This is a genomic window from Streptomyces sp. NPDC047043, from assembly GCF_040644055.1.
Classification (GTDB): domain Bacteria; phylum Actinomycetota; class Actinomycetes; order Streptomycetales; family Streptomycetaceae; genus Streptomyces.
Genome location: NZ_JBEYVO010000021.1, coordinates 166,647 through 184,123, shown reverse-complemented (window position 1 = coordinate 184,123; position 17,477 = coordinate 166,647). Strand labels below are relative to the sequence as shown.

Annotated in this window: 14 protein-coding genes and 3 pseudogenes; 5 read left to right on the top strand and 12 right to left on the bottom strand. The window is 71.5% G+C overall.

Translation table 11 applies throughout. From position 1 onward, the window contains the following. The first annotated feature begins 188 nt into the window (after window positions 1–188). Window positions 189–2,525 (top strand): SpoIIE family protein phosphatase, encoded by a 2,337-nt coding sequence (locus ABZ880_RS31080; protein WP_361269389.1) that lies wholly within the window; start codon window positions 189–191, stop codon window positions 2,523–2,525. Here ABZ880_RS31080 and ABZ880_RS31075 read toward each other — a convergent pair whose 3' ends face one another. The 4 genes from ABZ880_RS31075 to ABZ880_RS31060 all read right to left on the bottom strand — a co-directional run bounded on the left by ABZ880_RS31075 (window position 2,526) and on the right by ABZ880_RS31060 (window position 5,641). Then, complete coding sequence (locus tag ABZ880_RS31075) at window positions 2,526–2,960, bottom strand: cupin domain-containing protein (RefSeq protein ID WP_361269387.1); 435 nt, start codon at window positions 2,958–2,960, stop codon at window positions 2,526–2,528. Between the two features lie 161 nt (window positions 2,961–3,121). After that, a complete protein-coding gene (gene ligD / locus ABZ880_RS31070; RefSeq protein ID WP_361269384.1) occupies window positions 3,122–4,132 on the bottom strand; it encodes a non-homologous end-joining DNA ligase in 1,011 nt (336 codons plus the stop codon). 6 nt (window positions 4,133–4,138) lie between these two features. Further along, entirely contained in the window at window positions 4,139–4,753 is a 615-nt protein-coding gene (locus ABZ880_RS31065) for a DNA polymerase ligase N-terminal domain-containing protein (protein WP_361269380.1), read from the bottom strand. A 57-nt stretch (window positions 4,754–4,810) separates the two neighbouring features. Continuing rightward, on the bottom strand, window positions 4,811–5,641 hold the full coding sequence (locus tag ABZ880_RS31060; RefSeq protein WP_361269377.1) for an aldo/keto reductase: 831 nt from the start codon (window positions 5,639–5,641) through the stop codon (window positions 4,811–4,813). Between the two features lie 97 nt (window positions 5,642–5,738). Between ABZ880_RS31060 and ABZ880_RS31055 the strand changes: the two are divergent. Next, window positions 5,739–6,342 (top strand): annotated as a pseudogene (locus ABZ880_RS31055) (substrate-binding domain-containing protein). Between the two features lie 190 nt (window positions 6,343–6,532). Next, window positions 6,533–7,507, top strand: a complete 975-nt coding sequence (locus ABZ880_RS31050; protein WP_361269375.1) for a TauD/TfdA family dioxygenase — start codon at window positions 6,533–6,535, stop codon at window positions 7,505–7,507. Between the two features lie 2 nt (window positions 7,508–7,509). Here ABZ880_RS31050 and ABZ880_RS31045 read toward each other — a convergent pair whose 3' ends face one another. Together ABZ880_RS31045 and ABZ880_RS31040 are read right to left on the bottom strand one after the other, a co-directional pair. Next, on the bottom strand, window positions 7,510–8,544 hold the full coding sequence (locus ABZ880_RS31045) for an LLM class flavin-dependent oxidoreductase (protein WP_361269373.1): 1,035 nt from the start codon (window positions 8,542–8,544) through the stop codon (window positions 7,510–7,512). A gap of 89 nt (window positions 8,545–8,633) precedes the next feature. Then, window positions 8,634–10,139 (bottom strand): metallophosphoesterase, encoded by a 1,506-nt coding sequence (locus ABZ880_RS31040; protein ID WP_361269371.1) that lies wholly within the window; start codon window positions 10,137–10,139, stop codon window positions 8,634–8,636. Between the two features lie 355 nt (window positions 10,140–10,494). Here ABZ880_RS31040 and ABZ880_RS31035 point away from each other — a divergent pair. Beyond that, window positions 10,495–10,659: pseudogene (locus ABZ880_RS31035) on the top strand (F420-dependent methylene-tetrahydromethanopterin reductase); the annotation flags it as partial. Window positions 10,660–10,663: 4 nt separating this feature from the next. Here the strand turns inward: ABZ880_RS31035 and ABZ880_RS31030 are convergent. Next, window positions 10,664–11,617: an MHYT domain-containing protein gene (locus ABZ880_RS31030; RefSeq protein ID WP_361269368.1), complete on the bottom strand. Its 954-nt coding sequence runs from the start codon at window positions 11,615–11,617 to the stop codon at window positions 10,664–10,666. A gap of 236 nt (window positions 11,618–11,853) precedes the next feature. Further along, a complete protein-coding gene (locus tag ABZ880_RS31025) occupies window positions 11,854–12,672 on the bottom strand; it encodes an SDR family oxidoreductase (RefSeq protein WP_361269366.1) in 819 nt (272 codons plus the stop codon). 129 nt (window positions 12,673–12,801) lie between these two features. Here ABZ880_RS31025 and ABZ880_RS31020 point away from each other — a divergent pair, with 129 nt between their 5' ends. Beyond that, on the top strand, window positions 12,802–13,656 hold the full coding sequence (locus ABZ880_RS31020) for a helix-turn-helix transcriptional regulator (RefSeq protein WP_361269363.1): 855 nt from the start codon (window positions 12,802–12,804) through the stop codon (window positions 13,654–13,656). A gap of 18 nt (window positions 13,657–13,674) precedes the next feature. Here the strand turns inward: ABZ880_RS31020 and ABZ880_RS31015 are convergent, their stop codons facing one another. The 4 genes and pseudogenes from ABZ880_RS31015 to ABZ880_RS31000 form a co-directional block, all read right to left on the bottom strand. Then, window positions 13,675–14,217: an FABP family protein gene (locus tag ABZ880_RS31015; protein ID WP_361269360.1), complete on the bottom strand. Its 543-nt coding sequence runs from the start codon at window positions 14,215–14,217 to the stop codon at window positions 13,675–13,677. Window positions 14,218–14,299: 82 nt separating this feature from the next. Next, complete coding sequence (locus ABZ880_RS31010) at window positions 14,300–15,133, bottom strand: class I SAM-dependent methyltransferase (RefSeq protein ID WP_361269357.1); 834 nt, start codon at window positions 15,131–15,133, stop codon at window positions 14,300–14,302. Between the two features lie 297 nt (window positions 15,134–15,430). Then, window positions 15,431–16,939 carry an FG-GAP-like repeat-containing protein gene (locus tag ABZ880_RS31005; protein ID WP_361269354.1) on the bottom strand — a complete coding sequence of 503 codons (1,509 nt, stop codon included), beginning with the start codon at window positions 16,937–16,939 and terminating at the stop codon, window positions 15,431–15,433. Between the two features lie 121 nt (window positions 16,940–17,060). After that, a pseudogene (locus tag ABZ880_RS31000) lies at window positions 17,061–17,424 on the bottom strand (hypothetical protein); the annotation flags it as partial. Window positions 17,425–17,477 lie beyond the last annotated feature (53 nt).

Here is a 17,477-nt window from a genome sequence, read left to right as displayed (position 1 = left end):
CCGCGTCCAGCGTCGCTTGCAGCGATGGTGCGTTCGAGTACGGCGGCCTGGACGGCATCCGGTGTCATGCTCGTGACCGGCTCCGTGTCGCTGTGCGCCCACACACGACTGCTGCTGAGGCCGGCAACGGCGCGCCCCTTCGCCGGATCCGGTTGAAGCGGTGGGACAAAAGCACCATCCTGAAGCCTATGGAGCACGCCCCCGCTGCCGCGATCGTCGATGCCCGGGGAATCGTGACCGGGTGGAGCGAAGGCGCCCGGCGGCTGACGGGATTCCCGGCCGAGGAGGCCGTGGGCCGGGCGGTGCGGGACCTGGTCGCCGAGGAGCCGCCCGGCGAGGCCGTGGCGGCGCTGCACGGCACCGCCGTCCTGCGGCACCGCGACGGCTCGTCCGTCACGCTCGCGCTCAGGGCGTGCGCAGTGCTGGGCGAGGGCGGTGAACCGGCCGGCTACATGATCACCGCCGAGCCTCCCGGAGACCCCGAGCCGACGCTGGCCGGCCAGGCCTTCCAGCAGGCGGCCATGTCCATGTCGGTCTTCGACACCCGGCAGCGCTATCTGCGCCTCAACGACGTGGCCTGCCGGGTCATGGGGGTGCCCGAGGAGGTCCTGCTGGGGCGGCACTTCCCGGAGAGTGTGGAGGACGCCGAGCACAGCCGCGGCTTCCTGGCCCATCTCCGCCAGGTGGCCGAGACGGGTCGGCCGACCCGGTACGAGAGCTACGCCGGGGCCCCCGCCCTGAACCGGGACCACGCCTGGACCACCGACATGTGGCCGCTGCGGGACGCCTCCGGCGAGGTCCACGCGGTCGCCCTGGCCGCGTTCGACAGCACCGAGCAGTACTGGGCCCGCGAGCGCCTGGCGCTGCTGAACGAGGCGGCGGCCTGCATCGGCACCACCCTGGACGTGGTCCGCACCGCCGAGGAGCTCGTCGAACTCCTGGTGCCCCGCTACGCGGACTTCGCCAGCGTCGACCTGCTCGACTGGGTCCTCGGCGCCGAGGAGCGGCCCGCGCTGCTGGAGGCGGACGTCGTGCTGCGCCGCGTGGCCCACGGTTCCGTCACCGAGGGCACGCCGGAGGCCGCCGTGCACGTGGGCGAGACGGACATCTACCCGTCGTTCTCGCCGCCCGCGAAGGCGCTGCGCAGCGGGCGGGCCGTCGTCAGCCAGGCGGGCGAGCCGGACTTCATGCGGTGGGTCGCCGAGCGCAACGCCCGGGCCCCCGCCGGCCGCCCTCACCGCAGAGGTGTGCACTCGTTGGTCGCGGTACCGCTGCGGGCCCGCGGCACCACGCTCGGGGTCGCCGTCGGCGTCCGTATCGCCAATCCGGACGACTACGGCGGCGACGACGCCGTCCTCGCCGAGGAAGTCGCCAGCCGGGCCGCCGTGTGCATCGACAACGCCCGTCGTTTCGCCCGTGAACGCACCACCGCGCTGGCCCTCCAGAACAGCCTGCTGCCGAGGGGACTGCCCGGGCAGGCCGTGGTCGAGGTGGCGCACCGCTACCTGCCCTCCGGTTCGCTGGTCGGTATCGGCGGCGACTGGTTCGACGTGATCCCGCTGTCCGGCAGCCGCGTCGCCCTGGTCGTCGGCGACGTGGTCGGCCACGGCATCCCCTCCTCGGCGACCATGGGCCGCCTGTGCACGGCCGTACGCACGCTTGCGGATGTGGACCTGCCGCCGGACGAGCTCCTCACCCACCTCGACGACCTGGTCACCCACCTCGCGTCGGACGAGAGCGGCGAGGCCGCCGAGCTCGGCGCCACCTGCCTCTACGCCGTCTACGACCCCGTCTCGCGCCGCCTCAACCTGGCCGCGGCCGGACATCCGCCGCCGGCCCTGCTGCTGCCCGACGGCACCGCGAGCCTCGTACCGATGACGGCCGGGCCCCCGCTCGGCGTCGGTGGGCTGCCCTTCGAGGCGACGGAGCTGGAACTGCCCGAGGGTTCCGTCGTCGCGCTGTACACGGACGGTCTGATCGAGGACCGTGACCGGGACGTCGACCACGCCACCACCGAACTGTGCCGCGCGCTCGCCGCGCCCGCGGACACCCTCGAGACGCTGTGCGACACGGTCCTGAAGGCCGTACTGCCGGAGGAGCCCAGCGACGACGTGGCCCTGTTGCTGGCCCGCACCCGGGCGCTGGGCGAGGACCGGGTCGCCACCTGGGACATCACCCCGGACCCCGAGCGCGTGGCCGCGGCCCGCCAGGCGGCCACCGAGCAGCTGACCGCCTGGGGCCTGGACGAGGCCGCCTTCGTCACCGAACTCGTCGTCAGCGAACTGGTCACCAACGCGATCCGGTACGGCGCCCCGCCTGTGCAGCTGCGGCTGATCCGCGACCGCAGCCTCATCTGCGAGGTCTCCGACGGCAGTTCCACCTCACCGCATCTGCGCCGGGCCCACGCCTTCGACGAGGGCGGCCGGGGACTGCTGCTGGTCGCCCAGCTCACCCAGCGCTGGGGCAGCCGCCAGACGGGCCGCGGCAAGACCATCTGGGCCGAGCAGACGCTGCCGCCGGTCTGATCACTGGAAGTCGCAGCCCGGGTTCGGGACGTCCTCGGAGTAGGGCGCGCCGTGCGGAAGGATGTACAGCACTTCGAGGATCAGCGGAGTGGTGCCCTCGTTGCGGCCGAGGTGGACATCGCTCGGCCCACCCGGCTCGCGCACGGTGGTGCCGGTCTTGTAGACGCCGTCCTCGGCGCAGTCCGAGTGGTAGTGGCTGAGTGTGCCCTGCCGGACGAAGCCGTAGACCGGGCCGTCGTGGAAGTGCCAGCCGGTGCTCTGGCCGGGCGGGACGGTTACCTCCCGGACGACGTAGTCGGTGTTCCCGATGGTGGTGGTGCTGATCAGCTTTCCGGTCACCCCCGGACCGGGCGGTGTGGCACCGGCGGTGCCGCAGGTCAGGACGGTGCCGGTGACGATCGTGCCGACGACGGCGGTACGGAGCGCGTTGCGCATGCGGTGGGCCTCCCGGGCAAGGGACGAGGGACGACGGACGGGGTTCGAAGATCGAGTACCGCCGTGAACATAAGCGCCCGGAGGGGCAGTTGGGGCCGGAACGCGTCAATCCGCCCTGTCGTACGGCGAGTTCGGCCACCGCCCGTGCCGCGGCCGGCCGCTCAGGCCGCCGCTCGCTCCCGCACCACGTCCTGCGGCTTCTTGTCGTCCCGCAGCCCCAGGTACCGCGGGTGGCGCAGCATTCCGTCCCGCGTCCACTCGGTGAAGTCGACCTGTGCGACCAGCTCCGGCCGCACCCACCGCGCGCCCGCCTCCCGTACCCGGTCCTCGAACGGCGGGCTGGAGGTGCGCAGTTCGTCGAGCCGTTCGCGCAGGGAGATCAGCGTGGGCCGGTCGAAGCCGGTGCCGACCTTGCCCGCGTATCGCAGCTTCCCGTCCTGGTAGTAGCCGAGGAGCAGCGCGCCGAGGCCGACACGGCTGCCGGCCGGTTCGGTGAATCCGCCGACGACGAACTCCTGCCCCTGGGAGCACTTCAGCTTCAGCCAGTCTTTGGACCGGCGCGGCTGGTAGTCGCCGTCGGCCCGCTTGGCGATCAGACCCTCCCAGCCGCGGGCGCAGGAGGCGGCCAGCAGCTCGGCGCCGCCTTCGTTGCGGTGGGAGGTCAGCCGTAGGGGAGAGCGGTACGTCAGCGCGCGGCGCAGCAGGGACTTGCGGGTCCGCAGCGGCAGCCGCGTGAGGTCGGCTCCTTCCAGCCTGAGCAGGTCGAACACGTAGTACGTCACCGCGACACCGCTCGCCTCGACGTCCTGCCGGCGCGTCAGGCCCATGCGCTGCTGGAGCCGGGCGAAGTCGGTGCGGCCCCGTGTGAACGCGACGACCTCTCCGTCGACGGTGAAGTCCGTGCACGACTGGGCGGCCAGCGCGGCCACGATCTCCGGGTAGGTGTCGTTGAGGCGACGGCCGGTGCGGGACAGCAGCGTGACCCGTTCGCCCTCCCGCACCGCCAGCAGCCGTACGCCGTCCAGCTTCCGCTCGAAGATCCAGTCGCCGTCGAAATCCCGGCGGTCACTGAGCGTGGCGAGCATCGGACGGGCGGCGAGCTCGGCGCCCGGGCGCGCCTCGCCCAGCAGCTCGCGCTGATCGTCGGGGAGTGAGTCCAGCAGGCCGGTCACCGCGGGTCACTGCTCCCCGGCAGCCGTCGCGACCTGGGCGAGCGTACGGCCGCTGCTCACCGATCGGGCCCGGCGCGGATCCGGTGACCCGTGGCCGCGGGACTTCCCGCCGCCGGCCTTGACCAGCAGCCACGCCTCTTCGCTGTCACCGTCCTTGCCGCCGCGGAACCGTGTGAGCGCGTACTCGCCGTGCAGCTTGGACCCCTTGAGCCGGAAGCGTGCATGACCGTGTTCCAGCGACTCCTCGAAGTCGACGGGCTGCCCCTTGCGGTCGTGGCTGAGCGGTTCATAGGTGCCGTGGTCCCACACGATCACGGTGCCGCCGCCGTACTCTCCCTGCGGGATCACGCCCTCGAACTCCTCGTACTCCAGCGGATGGTCCTCCGTGGGCACGGCGAGCCGCTTGTCCTGCGGATCGTTCGAGGGGCCCTTCGGGATCGACCACGACTTCAGTACGTCGCCGACCTGCAGCCGGAAGTCGAAGTGCATGGTGCTGGCGTCATGGATCTGCACGACGAACCGGGGTTCCTCGCCCAACGACGCGGATCCCCCGCGTGGCTCCTGGGTCCGCCCGAAGTCGCGCTTGCGGTGGTAGTCCCGCAGCCGGTTCTGCTCGGCCACCTCCGGCTCCTTCCCTGCACCCTGTTTCCGTGGGTCCCCGGGTACCCGGCGGGCGGCTCAGAACTCCTCGTGCACCTCCGGGTCCCCGCCGAGGCGCCGGTGGGTGCGCTCGGCGACCGCCGTCATCTGGGCGGGGTCCAGTTCGAAGCCGAAGACGTCCAGGTTCTGGCGCTGCCGCTCAGGGTTGGACGACTTGGGAATGGGCACCGCGCCCAGCTGGGTGTGCCAGCGCAGGACGACCTGGCCGGGGGTCACCCCGAGGTCCTCGGCCACGGCGATGACGGCCGGGTCGTCCAGCAGGCCCTTGCCCCGGCCCAGGGGGGTCCAGCTCTCGGTGAGGATGCCCTTGGCGGTGTGGAAGGCGCGCAGCTCGTCCTGCGGGAAGAACGGATGCAGCTCGACCTGGTTGACGGCGGGCAGGACCCCGGTCTCCTTCTCCAGCCGCTCCAGGTGCTCGGCGGTGAAGTTGGAGACGCCGATGGAGCGGACCAGGCCGTCCTCCCGCAGCTTGATCATGGCCCGCCAGGAGTCGACGTACCGGTCGAGGCGGGGCAGCGGCCAGTGGATCAGATACAGGTCCACGTACTCCAGGCCGAGCCGGCGGCGGGAGTCCTCGAAGGAGGCGAGGGTCTCCTCGTAGCCGTGGTGGCGGCCCGGGAGCTTGGTGGTGACGACGACCTCCTCGCGGGGGACGCCGCTGCGGGTGAGACCGAGGCCCACGCCCGTCTCGTTGCTGTAGTTGGTTGCCGTGTCGACCAGACGGTAGCCCAGGCCGAGGGCTCCGGACACGGCACGTTCGGCCTCCCCCTCGCTCATCGGGTAGGTGCCCAGGCCGAGGGCGGGGAGGTTGGTGTCGTCATTGAGCGTGTGCGTCGGGATGCTGATCACCGTGGGACCTTTCCCTCGACTGTGCTGTACCTCCAGCCTCGGGGATGGAGTGAGCTGTGATCAACCGGACGGGCCGGGGACGAGGGCAGCGGACGGCATGGGCGGCACCGTGGAGCAGCGGGCGGCGCGATCAGGGCGTCCCACGTCACGGGACGTCGTCCGGCTCGGCTACCGCCCCGACCGCCTGGCGTGCGGCCTGCCCCGCCGTACGGCCGTGATCGGCCTGGTCACCGACGAGATCGCCGCCTCACCCTTCGCGGGCCGATTGCTGCGCGGCGCCATGGAGACCGCCTGGGACAGCGAGGACCTCGTCCTGACCGTCGACCCCGGCGGCGACCCGGCCACGGAGGACGCGGCGCTCGCCGAACTCCTTGACCGGCGCGTCGACGGCATCATCTACACCCCGTGATCCCTGCCGAGCGGGACCGATCGCGGCGGGCGTCCTGCACGCCGCGACCCGGCTCGGCATCACCGTGCCCGCCGCACTGTCGGTGGTCGACTACGACTACCAGGAGCACATGGCCGCGCAACCGCCCCCCGCCCTCACCTCCGTCGCGCCGCCGCACCGGGCGAGGGGCGAGGTCGCCGTACGACTCCTCCTCGATGCCGTCGACACCGGCCGCACGCCGCCGGCGACCACACGGCGCCTGGCCTGCCCATTGATCAGCCGAGCGTGCGTGGGACCGGCTCCCGCTCGGTGACGGCCGAGTCCCGTCCGCGGTCGAGCCGTTCGCCGGCCGTCCCCGAAGCCCGACTCGCCGTCGCGTGCAGCTGCGGGCCCCGTGCCGGCCAGGATCCGTACGAGGCGCTGTCGCCATGCCCCGCCAACGCTGTCACGATCTTCACAAGGCGGCTCGCGTGGAGCCGGTGCGGACGATCAACGGAGCGCGTATGACGACGGACTGGGGCACGGCGGCGGGCAGCGAACGGGTCGCGGGGATCGAGGTGAAACCGGTCGCCGGGCACATCGGGGCCGAGATCACCGGCGTCGATCTGGCCGGCGACCTCGAGGACGCCGTGGTGGCCGCGATCCGGGCGGCGGTGCTGCGCTGGAAGGTGGTGTTCTTCCGCGGGCAGCGGCTGGACCACGCCGGGCACGTGGCGTTCGCGCGGCGGTTCGGTGCGCCCGTGGTGCTGCGCAAGCGCGGCAGCGCCTCGCCGCCGGACTTTCCCGAGGTGGAGACGACCGCCGACCGGCTGGAGCTGGGCGGGAAGTTCGGCATGGAGCACGACGAGTGGCTGCAGCGCCGGCGGCACACCCTGCTGCGCGGCTGGCACTGCGACCACGGGGCCCGTATCGACCCGCCGGCCGCGACGATCCTGCGCGCCGAGACCGTGCCGCCGTACGGAGGCGACACGACCTGGTCGAACCTCGCGGCCGCGTACGCCGGACTGTCCGCGCCCGTGCGGGAGTTCGTCGACGGGCTGCGCGCCGAGCACCGGCTCGGCGTCGGCTACCAGCCGCGGCCCGGCGACGACGCCTACCTGCGCCATCTGCTGGACCGTCAGGTCGCCTCCGTGCACCCGCTGGTGCGGGTGCATCCGGAGACGGGGGAGCGGGTCCTGTTCGTCAACGGCTACTACCTCGAGCAGATCGTCGACGTCTCCCGCCCGGAGAGCCGGGCGATCCTCGACATGCTGCTGGAGCAGGCGGTGCGGCCCGAGTACACGGTGCGGTTCCGCTGGGAGCCGGGCAGCGTGGCCTTCTGGGACAACCGGGCCACGATCCACCTCGCCCCCGGCGACAACGCCCACCTGGACTTCCCCCGGATCATGCACCGGGTGATGCTGACGGGCGACATCCCGGTCGGCGTGGACGGCAAACCGTCGGAGCCGGTGGCCGGGACCGAGCCCGGCCGCTGGTGATTTCAGGCGGCGGGCTGCCAGCCCAGCGCCGGGCCGAGCTTCGTGGCCATGTCGGTGAGGATCTGCACGTAGTCCTCGTGCCCGAAGGTGAACGGCAGCGCGAACGCCACCTCGTCCACCTCGCGGAACGCGGCATGCGCATGGAGGCGTTCGGCGATCTCCTCGGAGGTGCCGACGATGTCCGGCGCGAACAGCAGCCGGGCCGGGCCCTGCGGTGACGTCGTACGAGGGGCGCGCTTGGCCGCGAACTCCTCGTACTTCGCCCGCTGTTCGGGCGAGGCGGAGTCGGTGGGGATGACGACCAGGCCCTGCGAGACGCGGGCCGCCTCCCCGTCGGGGTGCCGGTCGCGAAAGGCGCGGATGTGGGACAGCTGGATCTGCGCGAAGTCGAAGTCCGCGTCCCCATCGGCTCCTTCGGCCTTTACGACACTGCTGGTCAGGAAGTTCATGCCGTGCTCGCCGGCCCAGCGCGCCGAACTCAGGCTGCCGCCGCCGTACCAGAGCCGGCGGCCGAGGCCGGGGGAGTGCGGCTGCACCCGGTCGGAGAACACCTCGAAGCCCTCGACGCCGCTGAAGTCGGTGGCGCTCTTGCCCCGCACGAGGTCCAGCAGCCGCCGCACCCGCTCGTAGGAGAAGTCCTCGACGTCCGCCGTGTCCGGGTAGAGCGCCTGCTTGACCTGGTCGTAGTGCATCGGCGGGCCCACGCTGACGCCCGGGTTGATACGGCCCCCGGACAGGATGTCGACCGTCGCCAGGTCCTCGGCCAGACGCAGCGGGTTCTCCCAGCCGAGCGGGATGACCGCCGTGCCGAGTTCGATACGGCTGGTGCGCTGCGAGGCCGCAGCCATCACGGCGACGGGGGAGGAGATGCCGTACTGGAGATGGCGGTGGCGCAGCCACGCGCTGTCGAAGCCGAGCCGTTCGCCCAGCTCGATGATCTCCAGCGTGGACTCGTGGCCGCGGCGCGGGTCCGCCTCGTCGAACAGGCCGATGGTCAGGAAGCCGAGCTTGCGCAAGGGGCGTGCGGTGGGCGGCACGGGCTCCTCCGTAGTTGTTTGATGTATCAAGTAATACGGCAGTGCCAACCCGGCCGCCCCCAGAACTGTTCCCGCCGCCCGGGTCAAGATCAGGCCAGCGGAATCGTCACCTCGTCCTCGACCGGCGGCTCGACCTCCTGGGCACGGTTGCCGGTGGCCGCGTAGCAGCGCAGCCGGACCGCCTCCGGGGTGACGTCCAGGCGCAGGAAGCACTTGAAGAAGGGCGGGCTGTACGTCGCCGAACTCGGCGAGAACAGCTGTGTGTAGATCTTGCGCACGGGCAGGCGGAACCGGGACGTGCGGTCGGGGCGGCCGCCCGCGCCGAGCAGGCTCGCGACGAGTCGGGTGCGGCGGGTGACGCGCACGGGCCCGCCGGGCGTGCGGGTCGGTGCGATGCCGAGGCGTTCGGCGACGACCGCCATCGCCTCGGCCTCGGTGAGGGTGAAGAAGCGGCGCAGGCGCAGGCGGCGGCCGTAGAGCTTGCTGTAGAAGGCGAGGGAGTCACCGCGCAGCGGATAGCAGCGGAAGTCCTCCTCGGTGACGTTCGCGATGTCGACGCGCGGGATGGTGTGGGTGGCGTGCATGAACGCGCCGCCGCCGCCCGAGACGACGTACTGGATGGTCCGGCCGTGCACCTGCACCGGGTAGCGCTGGTAGTTGTGGATGTCGCCGCCGATCGCCGCGACGTAGTGGTGCTCGGGGTCGCGGACGATGTCGTCGACGGTACCGCCGCCGCCTTCGATCGTGCAGGGGTGGTGTTCGCCGTCCACGTACAGCGGCGAGCCGGTGATCAGAATCTTCGGGCGGGGTCCCTTGGACACCTCGCGCAGCCAGGCGCCCTGTTCGGCGTCGATGGTGCCGAGCAGGCCCGTGTCGATGCCGATGAGCCGGACGGGCCCGGCGTCGATGGCCCAGTACGGGCCCGGCTGGAAGGCCTGTTGGGCCGGTGCCGACCGCAACTGCCGTGCCTCGTCCAGGCGTTGGCCGTCGTTCGCGCGCGGCCGGTGCCACAGAAGCGAGCGCAACCAGGCCCGGGTGAAGGGGCGTTGCGCGGGCTCGGGGGTCAGGGGCGGGGCGTCCGCGCAGAAGACCCGCATGAAGGCGCCGAGATCCTCGTACCAGTCGTGGTTGCCGGGTATCGCGTAGATCGGCGCCCGGTAGTCCTGGTAGGGCCGGAAGAACTTCGTGGCGTAGTCGTCCGCGCTGCCCACCGGGTAGATGACATCGCTGGCGACGACAGTGAAGTTGGTGTCCTGACTGACCTTCAGAAAGCCGGGCACGACGGCGTATTGAGGGTCGTCGCCCTCGCCGGTGTCGCCGATCACCATGAAGGAGAAGCGGTCCGGGTCCTCGCGCCGGATCACCTTGTCCGCGGGCGCGCCGGCCGCCTCCCGCTGGGCCACCCATCTGCTGCGCGTACGGCCCGTGGGGTCCCCGAACCAGGAGGCCACCACGCCGTTGCGGGCGGCCCACAGCGTCCTGGGGTTCAGCCAGGAGATCTTCTCGACCCTGGCCGGCATCAGCTGCTTGTACCCGCCTGGTTCGGCGGCGCCCCAGCCGGCGCCTTCGGCGGTATCGCGTGAAGAGTCAGACACCGCTGAACCGTAACAACGATCAAGTGGTGTACGGGAAGGGGGTGCACGAGGCGGTCGGGTCGCGTTCGTGGTCAACGGGCGCTCTTGACATGGTCAGGGGCCCGCGACGTACGTTGAGGCGGCAAGTTCCGTACCGGTGGAGGGCCGCGATGCACGTTCCTGGCACGGCACTGCACGGTGCCGGTACGGGCACGCGGCTGATCATCCGCCGACATGTCGACTACTGCCGTACCGCTTCCGCGGTCTGTCCTTCCGTACGTGGCTGAGCCCCGGCCGGCGCGCATCGTCCGTCGGCCGCGTGTGTGTCGTGGACCGGGCGTCCTCGCGCTCGACGACCCCTGCTGCTGATCAGTTCCTCATTCCCGACCGCCTCGACGACATCGTCGACCTGCTCGTACCCGAACTGCAGGAACGGGGCGTCTACCGCACGGAATACACCGGTACGACCCTGCGCGAGCACCTCGGCCTGCGCGAGCCGCTCACCCACCGCACGGCGCTCGAGGCACGGCGGGCGGACTGACGGATCACCACTCGCGGGCGCGCGGTGGGGCCCACTGCGGCTGCGCGCCGCCGTCCGGACCCTGCTGGGATCGCGCGGGAGGGGCGGGGGCGTAGGAGTCCTGCCGTGACCGCGCGGTCCCCGGGGTGTGGTCGAACAGGGTGCCGCCGTTGCGCGGCGTGGGAATCTTCCCCTGGCCGGCCGCGCGGTCCTTGCGGGACGAGGACGATTTGTTCCACTCGCCGTCGCCCAGCACCAGCAGCGGGTCGAACATCACCACCACGCCTGCCAGCAGCAGGAAGACGGCCGGTCCCAGCAGCATCGGGAGCAGCAACGAGGTCGGCGAGTCGCCCGCCCAGGCCCCGCTGCCACTGCCGTGCACATGGACGCTGACGGCGGCCATCGCCGTGTAGTGCATGCCGGACACCGCCACACCCATGACCAGGCTGGCGCCCAGGCTGGTCAGGAAGCCGCGGATGGTGACGGCCGCCCACAGCGCGGCGGTCGCGGCGACGATCGCGATGCCGACCGACAGGGCGACGGTGAACGTGTCGTACTGGATGTCGCCGTTCACCTCCATCGCGGCCATGCCGAGGTAGTGCATCGCGGCCACGCCGAGCCCGGTGATCACACCCGCGACGGACAGGGTCAGCGTGCCGGCGCCCAGATAGCCGACGATGAACACGCCGATGCCGACCACGACGATCGCCACGGCCAGGCTGAGCAGGGTGAGACCGACGTCGTAGCGGATGCCGGTCTCCTGGACCTGGAAGCCGAGCATCGCGATGAAGTGCATCGTCCAGATCCCGCAGCCGATCGAGGCGGCACCGAGCGCCAGCCAACCGGGCTTCCAGGACTGGTCGTTGAGCAGGGACCGGACGATGCAGCGCAGTCCGAGCGCCCCTCCCAGGCAGGCCATCAGATAGGCCGCCACCGGAGTCACCGCACCGTAGCGGAACCCGTCAATGGTGCCTTGCATATGCCAACTCCCCCCAGAGTCACGGCATTTCGTGGAGCAATTGTTTACGGGTGAGTGGCCTGTGAAGGCAAGGGATTACCGGCGGTAAGCGAATAAAATTCAACTTCCTGCGACTGGCTTCGGTCATGGAGGGGCGAGTTCCGGCCATGAACGGGTTCGCCGGCGGCCCGCGCGACCTCAACAGGCGGTCACAGCCTTCGAGTTCGCGCGGGCGCGCCGAGTACTGCCCCCGGGGATCAGCCCTGCTGGACCGGCACGACGACCAGTTCGGCGATGTTGACGTGCGGCGGTGCGGCGACCGAGAAGGCGATGGCTTCGGCGATGTCCTCCGCGGCCAGCGGGCGCAGGTCGGCGCGCATGCGGGACAGGGTGGTGCGCATGTCGTCGTCCTGCATGTCCGAGCCGAGTTCCGTGACGGTGACGCCGGGCTCGACGTTCCGCACGCGGACGCCGCGGGGCCCCAGTTCGGCGCGCAGGTTACGAGTCAGATGGGCGACAGCGGACTTGGTGGCGCAGTACACCGACCAGTTGGGATAGAGCGAGTGGCCGGCCACGGAACCGACGTGCACCAGATCCGCCGGGAGCCCCCGGGCCGCGGCGGCCAGCAGGCCGTCGGTGAAGGCGCGCGCCGTGTGCAGCAGACCCCGCAGGTTGACGTCGATCATGCGGTCCCACTCGTCGGTCCGGGCGGCCTCGAAGGGAGCGCCGAGCATCACACCGGCGTTGGCCACCACGAGGTCGACCCCGCCGAGTTCCGCGGCGACGGCACGCGCGGCGGTGTCCACGGCCTCCGGGTCGGTCAGGTCGACGGCGAGGGGCAGTACGGTGCCGGCGGCCGTGGCCCGCAGCCGCTCGGCCAGCTCCGTCAGCCGGTCCGCGCGCCGCCCCAGGAGCGCGACGTCGGCCCCGCCGGCGGCGAGGCGCCGGGCCGTGGCGGCACCGATCCCGCTGGAGGCGCCGGTCACGACCGCGACGCGACCGGTCAGAGGCTGGACGGGACGGGCGGAGTCGGTGGTGAGAAATTCGGTATCGGTCTTGCGAAGTTCGGAAGTCATGCCTCCGACCCTGCGCCCCCCGCGCCGCCCTGACCAGGCCGCTCTTCTCCGGGGAGAGCTGATCGTAGGAGTTCTACGGCCACCTTCCGATCTCCCCTCCCGGGCTGTGCCGTGCCTAGGGTTGGATCCATGGACAGCACGAACCCGCTCGGGGATTACCTGCGCGCCCGCCGTTGCCTGGTACGGCCCGAGGACTCGGGACTGCCGGTGTCGGCCCGGCGCCGGGTGGCGGGGCTGCGCCGGGAAGAGGTCGCGCTGCTGGCCGGCGTCAGCGCCGACTACTACGTACGGCTGGAGCAGGGCCGCGAGCGGCATCCCTCCGCCCAGGTGGTCGAGGCCCTGGCTGCGGCTCTGCACCTGGACCCGGAAGCGGCCGACCATCTCCACCACTTGGCCCGCCCGGGACCGGTCCCCGGACGAGGGGCCGCACGGACGGGCCGGGAACGGGTCAGCCCGGTCCTGCTGCGGATGATGGAGGGCTGGCACCGTACTCCGGCCGTGGTCCTGGGCCGCTGCATGACCGTGCTGGCCCACAACGCCCTGGGCCGGGCCCTGTTCGCCGGACACGCCCACAGCGGCGATCTCGTACGGCTGGTGTTCCTGGACCCGGACGCGCGGGTGTTCTATCCCGACTGGGAGAAGGTGGCGCTCAACACCGTGGGTGCCCTCCGCTCGGCGGCGGGCACCGACCACCACGACGACCCGCAACTGATCCGCACGGTGGGTGAACTGTCCCTGAAGAGCCCGGAGTTCCGCCGGCTGTGGGCCCGCCACGACATCCGGCAGAAGACCCACGAGACCAAACGCTTCCGGCACCCCCTGGTGGGCGAACTCAGCCTGGACTACGAGTCGTTGACCGTCAACAGCGCCCCCGGACAGCAACTGGTCGTCTACCAGGCCGCCCCCGACAGCGCCTCGGAACAGACGCTCGCCCTGCTGGGAAGCCTGACCGCCGAGCAGCCCGCCCAGGACCTCGAAGTGTGACGGTGCCCGGGCCGGTCGCTACCCCTTGCGGCGCAGGGCCGCCGACAGGTGATGCTGCAACGGCTGCCCGACCGCCGCGAGTTCGTGCACGAACATGAGGGTGTCGTCGCCGGTCAGGGTGTAGTGGCGGCGGGTGGCGGTGACTTCCTTGGCGGTGGGGGTGAGGGCCACTTCGTGGGTGGCGAGCTCGACCGTGTCCGCGGCGGCCTGTCCGACCGCGATCTCCGCGATGCCGGTGGGCTGGGTGATCAGTGCTTCCACCCGGCCTTCGGGTTGCAGCCGCCACCAGCCGCTCTCCCGGGCCGCCGGACGCAGCGGCGCCCCGTCGGCATCGAGCAGCCAGGCCCGGGCCTCGTAGCGGAGGAAGGGCCGGCCGTCGTGGCTGAAGGTGACCTCCTGCGCATATGCGAAGTCCCCGTCCAGCGTCGGATACCCGCCCTGCCCCCGACCGCGCCAGGCGCCCAGGAGACCGAGCACGGGCGCCAGCTGCGGGTGCGGCGCGGGCGCACCGTCCGGTCTGTGGGATTCGGGGTACGGGTACTCCGGCGCGGGGTCGAACACGGTGACGCTCCTCGGGTTGTGCTGGTGACGGTCGAGAGCCTAAGCGTGCCGTCCGCCGGACAGCGGCCGGCGCGACTCGGACTCAGTTCCCCCAGACGAAGACCTCGGTGCTCGGCTGACGCTCGGAGAACAGACCCGACGGGGACGCCTCGTGCAGCAGCCGACGCAGATCCGCCTCGAATTCGTCGAGACGCGTGCCGAACAGGTGAGGCGCCGAGTACGACATCGAGAACTGGCCCGCGACCACGTCGTCGACCGTGCGTACCAGCGGCTGTCCGCCGGCAACGACATGACGCTGCGGACCGGAGAACCCCGCCCGGGCGTACACCTCGGCCTCACCACCGGGCGTGCCCTGCGCCAACACGCCCCGACCGGCTCGCCGGACCGGCCCGAGGCAGCCCCGCACCAGATCCTGCATCGCCTCGTACGGCGCCGCCGGATACGGCAGACCTTCGGCGCTGCGGACCTCCGTCGGCAAGTCGGAGATGTGCACCAGCGCCCCGCCGGGCCGGAGCATGTCCCTGACGGTCGCCGCCACCAGATCGCGATCCATCCAGTGGAAGGACTGACCGAAGGTCGCGACGGTGAACGTCCCGAGCCCCGCGGGCAGTTCCTCGGCCCGGGCCTGAACCCACCGCACCTTCCCGCCCACTCCGCGCGAGGCGGCCTCGCGGGCGGCTTCGGCGAGCATCTCCTTGTCGGGGTCCACGCCGACGATCTCGCCGAACAGATGCGAGAAGCTCAGCGCGAGTGTCCCGGGCCCGCACCCCACGTCGACGAGGCGCCCACCCCCATCGAGCTGCAGGATCTCGGCGAGCAGTTCCGCCAGCCCAGGGGCGTAGGGAAGCCGCCCACGCCGGTAGTAGGCGGCTGCACCCGCAAACAGCGTTTCGTCCCACTCCCAGCCGGCCACCATGCCCCGCCACCACCCTCACACAGATCCGCACCAGTTCAGCCGCCGATGATTCCACGCACCAATCGGCCGGAGGCCCGCCCGCCCCAGCGCGTCAAAGATGCGAGGCGATCCCGAAGGCGGCGTTCGCCTCGAAGCCGCAACCGCAGGGGAGTTTGGAACGCTTTGTGGATGTCGGCTCGTCGTTCCCACCGGATCCGCAGGCGTCGCAGGCCGTGCAGCCACGCAAGCTCCTTTCCATGAACGCTCTCCCCTGATGTGTGGGGAGAGGCTTGTGTTCGTACGGGGATGTGGTCGCTGTCAGTCGGCCACCGAGGCTCCGAATTGGGCCCCGGTCGCGGGCAGGCCCATGGTGGACGGGCCGAACGAGAAGGAGCCGTTCGCGGTGATGCCGCTGGAGGTGGCCGAGAAGACCCACGCGGCACCGTTGTTCGCGTTCTCCGCCCAGTCGCCGACGACCAGGCCGTCCTTCTTGTCGCCGTTGGCGTCGACGAGGGCGCTCTCGCTGCCGAAACGGTCCAGCTTCTCGGCGGTGCCGGGTACCCCGGCGGTGTTCTGGCTGAACGACTTGATGCCGGTGGTGGTCAGACCGTTCGCGCTGCCGCGCAGCAAGAGCACGGTGCCGGCGTCGGTGAGGCCGTCGAAGTCCTCGCCGGGCAGGCCGGTCACCACGTCGGGGTAGCCGTCGCCGTTGGTGTCGCCGATCGACAGGCCCGAGCCCATGCCGTCATGCCACTCCCCGACGCCCGGTACGCCCGCGGTGTCCTGGTTGATCCACATCGGCTTGCGGGTGGTGGACACGCCGTTCGGGCCGCCGTGGACGACGGCGATCGCACCGCCCTTGACCGGGAGGCCGACGTCGTAGTCGGTGCCGTCGACGGAGTGGCCGACGACGATCTCGGCGTGAGCGTCCTTGTCGAGGTCGCCGATCTCGACGTCGTCGCCGCGGACGAGTCGGCCCTGGGCGTCCTTGAGGAGGCCCTTGTAGGTGAACCCGGAAGGACCGCCCAGCAGCAGGGCGACCCCACCCGTGCCGACCTCGCCGTCCTGTTGCCTGGCGCTGACGGCCAGATCGGCAGTGCCGTCGCCGTTCACGTCACCGGCGGCCATCGCGAGGGCGTACCACTCCTCGCCGGGGAAGAGCGTGAAACGGGTCGTCCTCGCGCTGCCGCCGTCCCGCTGGAACGGGCCGTGCAGCACCGAGCCGTCGCCCGGTGTGTTCTCGTCGCCGTAGTCGTCGCCCCACGCCGCCACGTCCGGGTTCTTGTCCCCGTCGACGTCGGCGACCACGAAGGTGCCGCGGGAGTTCGCCGGCACGTTCCTCAGCAGGGTCGGCGTGGCCGACAGCCCCTTGGGGCCACCCCAGTTGACGGCCAGGAAACGTCCGTCGTAGCCGCTGATCGGCGACATGTCCACGAGCGACAGCAGATCGGCGTAGCCGTCCCTGTCGAGGTCGCCGCTCTGCAGGTCGCTGCCGTAGCGCGTCTGTGGCTGCGTCGTCGACCGGCTCGACCAGGTCAGCACCTGCTTGCGCGAGGTCGACAGCCCACTGGGCGAGCCGTACAGCACGCTGACGGCCCCCGCCTTCGCCTGCCCGTTCAACGTGGTGCCCGGCGCACCGATCGCCAGGTCGGGGTAGCCGTCGCCGTTGAAGTCGTCGTGCAGGCGCTTGGTGCTGGGCGTCGCGGTGGTCGTCGCGGCCGGGGTGGCGGCGTCGACGACGGGAACCAGCACGGCACCGCCGACCAGGGCGATACCGGTAGCGAGGCCGAGCTGTCTGCGGCGCCGGGGAAGGGAACGGGAAGCCATGGTTGTCCTGACGTAGGCGGAGAAGAGGGCGCGGGGTCAGCGCGGGATCGCGTCGCCGAGCCAAGCCCGGCTCGCGACCGTGCCGAGAATACGGGCGCCGCAGGAGAGGGGCCCTTGGCCCTCACGCCGCCCAGTACGACCCACCAGAGAGACGGTTGGTTGTGCTGGGGTACGTCGCGACTTTCCTTGCCGTTAACCGCGAACCCCGCCCCAAGAGTCCCGCGGCGCCCTGGAACGGCTCGAAGTCGTCGAACTCCCGCATCGCCTCACCCGCTCGGCCTGACGGCCACGCCGCCACTGCGCAGCCGGCCGCGGCGCCTCGAACCGGTGGTCCTCGCCCCGCCCGCCCAACATCCCCGCACCGGCCGTCATCGACAGCGCCCAGTCGAAGACGACGGCGTTCTCCTCGGGCCCGATGGCGACACCGTCACCGGACCGGGCACCCACTTCATCAACTCCTCTTCCACACCAAGGCGGTTGAGTCGGCCCGTGATGGCGTGCGCGTCTTGTCCGAGGCCGGCAGCTACTACGTACGTGA

Coding starts and splice junctions, on each gene's coding strand:
- ABZ880_RS31050 (WP_361269375.1), top strand. CDS start 6,533: ATGACGACGGACTGGGGCACGGCGGCGGGCAGCGAACGGGTCGCGGGG.
- ABZ880_RS31025 (WP_361269366.1), bottom strand. CDS start 12,672: ATGACTTCCGAACTTCGCAAGACCGATACCGAATTTCTCACCACCGAC.
- ABZ880_RS31005 (WP_361269354.1), bottom strand. CDS start 16,939: ATGGCTTCCCGTTCCCTTCCCCGGCGCCGCAGACAGCTCGGCCTCGCT.
- ABZ880_RS31080 (WP_361269389.1), top strand. CDS start 189: ATGGAGCACGCCCCCGCTGCCGCGATCGTCGATGCCCGGGGAATCGTG.
- ABZ880_RS31020 (WP_361269363.1), top strand. CDS start 12,802: ATGGACAGCACGAACCCGCTCGGGGATTACCTGCGCGCCCGCCGTTGC.
- ABZ880_RS31075 (WP_361269387.1), bottom strand. CDS start 2,960: ATGCGCAACGCGCTCCGTACCGCCGTCGTCGGCACGATCGTCACCGGC.
- ABZ880_RS31030 (WP_361269368.1), bottom strand. CDS start 11,617: ATGCAAGGCACCATTGACGGGTTCCGCTACGGTGCGGTGACTCCGGTG.
- ABZ880_RS31010 (WP_361269357.1), bottom strand. CDS start 15,133: ATGGTGGCCGGCTGGGAGTGGGACGAAACGCTGTTTGCGGGTGCAGCC.